Consider the following 6594-nt stretch of genomic DNA (forward strand, 5'->3'; position numbering starts at 1 on the left):
CCTGTCCTCACGAGAACCCTCACCACCCCGTACCGGTACGGCGGCGGGCCCCCACCCGCCGCCCACCGGAGAACGGCGCACACCCCCAGGCCCCCGGAGGGCCCAGCCCCAGGAAGGCACCCGCATGACCCACCGGCGCTGGTTCACCCCCTGGCTGCTCGCCGGCCCCGCGATACTCTGGCTGGCCGTCTTCAACCTCTGGCCGGCCGTCAACACGGTGATCCTCTCCTTCACCAACGCCAAGCCCATCGGCGGCGGCCACTTCACCGGCCTGGAGAACTACGGCCGCCTGCTCGACGACGCCCAGCTCGCCGACGCCCTGCTCAACAGCATCGTCTTCATGCTGGTCTGCCTCCCGCTGCTGACCTTCCTGCCGCTGCTGCTCGCCCTGCTGGTCCAGCGCCGCATCCCCGGCATCACCTTCTTCCGCACCGCCTTCTACACCCCGGTGATCGCCTCCGCCGTCGTGGTGGCGCTGATCTGGGGCTGGGTGCTGGACGACCGCGGCCTGGCCAACGGCCTGCTCCGGCAGACCGGACTGGCCGACTCCCCGGTCCCCTTCCTCACCGACCGCTGGCTGCTGCTGTTCAGCGCGATCGCCCTGACCGTCTGGAAGGGCCTCGGCTACTACATGGTGATCTACCTGTCCGCCCTCGCCAACGTCCCGCACGAGCTGCACGAGGCGGCGGCCGTGGACGGCGCCAGCCCGCTGCGACGCTTCTGGCACGTCACCCTGCCCGGGGTGCGCCCCACCATGGTGCTGATCTCCGCGCTCATCTCGGTGAGTTCGCTGCGCGTCTTCTCCGAGCTGTACGTGCTCTCCAACGGGCAGGGCGGCCCCGGCGGCCGCGACATGTCGGTGGTGATGCTGATCCAGATGTACAGCCGCGGCTTCAACGGCCACCTGGGCTACGCCTCGGCGCTCAGCCTGCTGCTGTTCGTCATCACCCTCGGCCCGATGCTGTTCCTGATGCGGCTGAACCGGAAGGCGGCCTGACCCCGTGACCACCCTCCGCAGCAAGCCCTCCCGCGGCTCCGACACCCCCTCCCCCGGTTCCGACACCACCGCCCGCAGCCTCAACTCCCCCTCCCGCGGCTTCAACACCCCGTCCCGGGCGCAGACCGCCGCCCGCTACCTGCTCCTGCTGCTCGTCCTGCTCCTGGTGATCGGCCCGTTCCTGTGGCAGCTCTCCACCTCCCTCAAGGGCCCCGCCGAGGACGTCTACACCCGTACCCCGGCCTTCCTGCCCACGCAGCCCACCCTCGGCAACTTCGGCAAGGTCGCCGAGACCATCCCGGTGTGGACATACGCCCTCAACTCGGTGATCGTCGCCGCCGTCTGCATCGCCGGCAACGTGGTCGGCTGCACCCTGGCCGGCTACGCCCTCGCCCGGTTGCGCTTCCGCGGCGCCCGGCTGGTGCTCGGCCTCTTCCTGGCGACGCTGGTGCTGCCCGGCGAGGTCACCATCGTCTCCCAGTACGTGCTGGTGCGCGGCCTCGGCCTGGCCGACAGCCTGCTCGGCGTGGCCCTGCCCGGCGCGATCGCGATGCTCAACGTGCTGCTGATGCGCACCGCCTTCGCCGCCGTCCCGGTCGAACTCGACCAGGCCGCACTGGTGGACGGCGCCAACGTCTGGCAACGGCTGTGGCACATCGGCCTGCCGAACGTGCGCGGCATGCTCAGCGTGATCGTCATCTTCACCTTCATCGGCGCCTGGGACGACTTCCTCTGGCCGCTGATCGTGCTCAACGACCCGCAGAAGTACACCCTGACCGTCGGGCTCCAGTACCTCAACGGCACCTTCTCCGCCAACCCCCGGCTGATCGCGGCCGGCACCATGATCGCGTTCCTGCCGATCGTCGTGGTGTTCGCCGTCTGCCAGCGCTTCTTCTTCAAGGGCGTCGAGGAGGGAGCCGTCAAGGGCTAGGGCCCGTCCGTCCCGACCCTACATCCCGTACGCCCCACCACAGTTGAGGACGCCATCTGTGACCGCCCCCGTGCCCACCACCCCGCAGGCGCCGCGCTTCGGCGTCAACTACACCCCCAGCGCCGGCTGGTTCCACCACTGGCTCGACTTCGACCTCGACGCCGTGCGCGCCGACTTCGACTCCATCGCCGCCCTCGGCCTGGACCACGTCCGGGTCTTCCCGCTCTGGCCGCTGTTCCAGCCCAACCGCACCCTGATCCGCCCGCGCGCCGTCGACCAGCTGACGGCCCTGGTGGACGCGGCCGGTGAACGCGGTCTGGACGTCGCGGTGGACGGCCTCCAGGGCCACCTGTCCAGCTTCGACTTCCTGCCGTCCTGGACCCAAACCTGGCACCGGCGCAACCTGTTCACCGACCCCGAGGTCCTCGACGGCCAGGCCGCCTACCTGCGCACCCTGGCCGGGGCACTGACCGAGCGGCCGAACTTCCTCGGGATGACCCTCGGCAACGAGATCAACCAGTTCTCCGGCGCCCCGCACCCCGACCCGGACCGGGCCACCCCCGCCGAGGCGGAGGCCTGGCTGCGCCGGATGCTCGCCGCCTGCGAGCAGGGCGCGCCCGGCCGGCTGCACCTGCACGCCTCCTACGACGCGGCCTGGTACCTGGACGAACACCCCTTCACCCCCTGGCACTCGGCCCGTCTGGGCGCCGCCACCGCCGTGCACTCCTGGGTGTTCAACGGCACCGCCCAGCGCTACGGCGCCCACTCCACCGCCACCGCCCAGCACGCCGCCTACCTGGTCGAACTGTCCAAGGCCTGGGCGGACGACCCGGCCCGCCCGGTCTGGCTGCAGGAGGTCGGCGCGCCCGCCCCGCACATCACCGCCGAGGACGCCGCCCGGTTCACCGGCGCCACCGTCGAGGCCGTGCTGGACTGCCCGGAACTGTGGGGGGTCACCTGGTGGTGCTCCCACGACGTGGACCGCTCGCTCGCCGACTTCCCCGAACTGGAGTACAGCCTCGGCCTGTTGACCACCGACCGGAGGGTGAAACCGGCCGGCGCCCAGCTGGCCGAGGCCGCCGCCGCGGTCCGGCGCGACTGGCGCCCGCCCGAGCCGCGCCGCACCGCGGTGGTGGTCGCCACCGGCGACGAGGTCACCTCCCCGCGGCGCGCGGTCTGCGGGCCCGGCGGCCCGGTGTACGAGGCCTTCATGCGCCTCGCCGAGGCCGGCGCCCGACCGACCGCCGTGCTCGCCGAACGCGCCGACGACCAGGCGCACCTGGCCGCGCGCGGCATCACCGAGCTGGTCCACCCCTCCGACGTACGTTCTCTGTAACCGTCCCGAAGCACGCAACGGAGCCTGCCGACATGCACGATGACCGCACCCTCGTCGAGTCCCGTCTCAAGCGCGTCCTGGAGGAGCGCATCCTCCCCGCCGTCCACCCCGAGTCCGTCCCGCTGGAGGTCGGCATCTGGACCGCCCCCGGCGAGCCCGTCCCGGTCGCCGAGGGCCTGGCCGCGCCGCGCACCCCGATCGCGGTCGGCGACGCCTGGGGCGCGCCCTGGGGCACCAGTTGGCTGACCGTCTCCGGCACCGTGCCCGAGGCCTGGGCCGGTCGGACGGTCGAGGCGCTGATCGACCTCGGCTTCGACGCCAACATGCCCGGCTTCCAGTGCGAGGGCCTGGTCTACCGCCCGGACGGCAGCCCGGTGAAGGGCCTCAACCCGCGCAACCAGTGGGTGCGGATCGCCGCCCCGGCGGACGGCGGCGAGCAGGTGCTGCTGCACGTCGAGGCCGCCGCCAACCCGGTCATCCTGGACTACCACCCCTTCCTGCCCACCGAGTTGGGCGACAAGGAGACGGCCGGCGACCAGCCGCAGTACAAGCTGGCCCGGATGGACCTCGCGGTCTTCGACGACACCGTCTGGCAGCTGTCGCTGGACCTGGAGGTGCTCGGCGAGCTGATGGCCGAGCTGCCGGTGGACGGCGCCCACCGCTGGGAGATCCTGCGCGCGGTCGAACGCTGCCTGGACGCGATCGACCTCCAGGACGTCAACGGCACGGCGGCGGCCGCCCGTTCGGAACTCACCGCGGTGCTGTCCGCGCCCGCCGCACCGTCCGCGCACCGGATCAGCGCCATCGGCCACGCCCACATCGACTCCGCCTGGCTGTGGCCGCTGCGCGAGACGGTCCGCAAGGTCGCCCGCACCACGGCCAACATGACCGCCCTGCTGGAGGACGAACCGGAGTTCCGCTACACCATGTCCCAGGCGCAGCAGTACGCCTGGATCAAGGAGCACCGCCCGGAGGTGTACGCCCGGGTGCGCAAGGCGGTGGCCGCGGGCCGGTTCATCCCGGCCGGCGGCATGTGGGTGGAGTCCGACACCAACATGCCGAGCTCGGAGGCGATGGCCCGGCAGTTCGTGCACGGCAAGCGGTTCTTCCTGGAGGAGTTCGGGGTCGAGAACCACGAGGCCTGGCTGCCCGACACCTTCGGCTTCACCGGCGGCCTGCCGCAGATCATCCGCAACGCCGGCTCCAAGTGGCTGCTGACCCAGAAGATCTCCTGGAGCCAGATCAACAAGTTCCCGCACCACACCTTCCTCTGGGAGGGCATCGACGGGACCCGCATCTTCACCCACTTCCCGCCCGTGGACACCTACAACTGCTCCATGAAGGGCAGCGAGATCGCCCACGCCGCACGGAACTTCAAGGACAAGGGGGTGGCCCGGCACTCGCTCGCCCCGACCGGCTGGGGCGACGGCGGCGGCGGCACGACCCGGGAGATGGTCGGCAAGGCCGCCCGGCTGCGGAACCTGGAGGGCGCGGCCACCGTCCACTGGGAGGACCCGGCCGAGTTCTTCACCAAGGCCGAGGCCGAGTACCCGAACCCGCCGGTCTGGGTCGGCGAACTCTACCTGGAGCTGCACCGCGCCACCCTGACCAGCCAGGCGAAGACCAAGCAGGGCAACCGGCGCAGCGAGAACCTGCTGCGCGAGGCCGAACTCTGGTGCGCCACCGCCTCCTTGCGCACCGGCGCCGAGTACCCGTACGAGCAGCTGGACCGGATCTGGAAGACCGTGCTGCTGCACCAGTTCCACGACATCCTGCCCGGCTCCTCGATCGCCTGGGTGCACCGCGAGGCCGAGGCCACCTACGCCGCGCTGGCCGGGGAGCTGGACGGGCTGATCGCCGCCGCCCAGCAGGCGCTGGCCGGATCACCGGACGGCGGGCGGGAGTTGACGTTCAACGCGGCGCCGCACACCCGCTCGGCCGTCCCGGCGGGCGGCGCGGCGCCGGCCGTCACGGCCGGTCCGGCCTGCACGGCCACCCCGCTGGAGGGCGGCGGGTTCACCCTGGACAACGGCCTGCTGAGGGTCGTGGTCGACGCCGACGGGCTGATCGGCTCGGCCGTCGACCTGGCCGGCGGCCGGGAGACGGTCGCCCCCGGCGGCCGCGCCAACCTGCTCCAGCTGCACCCCGACTTCCCCAACATGTGGGACGCCTGGGACGTGGACCAGTTCTACCGCAACACCGTCACCGACCTGACCGGCGTGGACTCGCTCACCGCCTCGGCCGGGGACGGCACGGCCTCGGTGCGGATCGCCCGCTCCTTCGGCTCCTCCACCGTGGTCCAGACCCTCACCCTGCGCGCGGGCGAACAGCGCCTCGACATCGACACCGAGGTCGACTGGCACGAGACCGAGAAGTTCCTCAAGGCCGCGTTCCCGCTGGACGTCCACACCGAGCGCTACGCCGCCGAGACCCAGTTCGGCCACCTCTACCGCCCCACCCACACCAACACCAGCTGGGACGCGGCCAAGTTCGAGGCCTGCAACCACCGCTTCGTCCACCTGGAGGAGCCCGGCTGGGGCGTGGCCCTGGTGACCGCCTCCACCTACGGCCACGACGTCACCCGCACGGTGCGCCCGGCCGACGGCGGCACCACCACCACGGTCCGCTTCTCCCTGCTGCGCGCCCCGCGCTTCCCCGACCCGAAGACCGACCAGGGCCTGCACCGGTTCCGGCACGCGCTGGTCCCAGGCGCGGCGATCGGCGACGCCGTCCGCGAGGGCTACCGGATCGGCCTGCCCGAGCGGCGGGTCACCGGCAGCGCCGAGCACGTCGCTCCGCTGGTCGAGGTGGACCACGAGGCCCTGGTGGTCAGCGCGGTGAAGCTCGCCGACGACGGCAGCGGGGACCTGGTCGTCCGGGTCTACGAGGCGGGCGGCGGCCGCGTCCGGGGCCGGCTCACCACCTCCTTCCCGCTGGCCGGGGCCGTCCCCTGCGACCTGCTGGAGCGGCCCTGGGACGGCACCCGCGGCGAGGTGACGGTCGAGGACGGCGCGGTCCGACTGGCCCTGCGGCCGTTCGAACTGGTCACCCTGCGGCTCAGCCCGGCCCGCTGACCGGCTCGCAGCCGACCTGCTGACCGCTTCGCGCCGACCGGCTCGCAGCCGGCCCGCTGACAGACCGTACGGTCCCGCCGACCGCCGCGTACGGTAAGGGCGCCCCGACCCGCCCGGTCGGGGCGCCACCCCCCCCCCCCCCCGGGGCCCCCCCCCCCCCCCAACCCCCCCCCCCCCCCCCCCCGGCCCAAACGCGGGCCCCAAAAAGCCCGGGCGCGGGGCGACCCCGCCCGCCCGGGGCGGCCCCCCCCCCCCG

4 protein-coding genes are annotated in these 6594 nt (G+C 72.8%); all 4 read left to right on the forward strand.

Annotated features, from left to right (window positions below):
* Nucleotides 1-124: 124 nt before the first annotated feature.
* The 4 genes from ACIP4P_RS16555 to ACIP4P_RS16570 are packed head-to-tail and all read left to right on the forward strand — an operon-like array spanning nt 125 to nt 6338.
* Complete coding sequence (locus tag ACIP4P_RS16555; protein WP_350514018.1) at nt 125-997, forward strand: sugar ABC transporter permease; 873 nt, start codon at nt 125-127, stop codon at nt 995-997.
* A gap of 4 nt (nt 998-1001) precedes the next feature.
* Nucleotides 1002-1928, forward strand: a complete 927-nt coding sequence (locus ACIP4P_RS16560; RefSeq protein WP_400918752.1) for a carbohydrate ABC transporter permease — start codon at nt 1002-1004, stop codon at nt 1926-1928.
* Between the two features lie 58 nt (nt 1929-1986).
* The gene (locus ACIP4P_RS16565) at nt 1987-3264 is read left to right on the forward strand and encodes a glycosyl hydrolase (protein ID WP_400918754.1); all 1278 of its coding nucleotides are present in this window, start codon (nt 1987-1989) and stop codon (nt 3262-3264) included.
* Between the two features lie 32 nt (nt 3265-3296).
* Nucleotides 3297-6338, forward strand: coding sequence for an alpha-mannosidase (locus tag ACIP4P_RS16570; protein WP_400918757.1), 3042 nt, complete (start codon nt 3297-3299; stop codon nt 6336-6338).
* Nucleotides 6339-6594 lie beyond the last annotated feature (256 nt).

Source organism: Kitasatospora sp. NPDC089509, assembly GCF_044749365.1.
In the GTDB taxonomy this organism is placed as follows: domain Bacteria; phylum Actinomycetota; class Actinomycetes; order Streptomycetales; family Streptomycetaceae; genus Kitasatospora.

Coding starts and splice junctions, on each gene's coding strand:
- ACIP4P_RS16555 (WP_350514018.1), top strand. CDS start 125: ATGACCCACCGGCGCTGGTTCACCCCCTGGCTGCTCGCCGGCCCCGCG.
- ACIP4P_RS16570 (WP_400918757.1), top strand. CDS start 3,297: ATGCACGATGACCGCACCCTCGTCGAGTCCCGTCTCAAGCGCGTCCTG.